At 82.1% G+C, this 201-nt stretch carries 1 protein-coding gene; it reads left to right on the top strand.

Annotated features, from left to right (window positions below; translation table 11 throughout):
- Window positions 1-201, top strand: a 201-nt coding sequence (locus QWY29_RS21020) for a hypothetical protein (protein ID WP_300963133.1), incomplete at both ends; no start/stop codon positions are given.

Consider the following 201-nt stretch of genomic DNA (forward strand, 5'->3'; position numbering starts at 1 on the left):
TTAAGGTCGGCCGGGGCGTGCCGCGGGTGCTGCGCACCGTGGTGCTCGCCGCCTGCGGCGTCGCGCTCGTCGCGCCCGTGGGCGCCGCCTCGGCCGGCGCGCCGCCGCACACCGTCCAGGCCCGGCACGGGCTGCCGGTGCCGGACCGGGCGACCTCCACCGCGGCGTGGGTCGCCGAGGCGGTGCGGTCGGCCACCGCGT

Origin of the sequence: Nocardioides abyssi (assembly GCF_030412915.1) — a bacterium.
Lineage (GTDB): Bacteria > Actinomycetota > Actinomycetes > Propionibacteriales > Nocardioidaceae > Nocardioides > Nocardioides abyssi.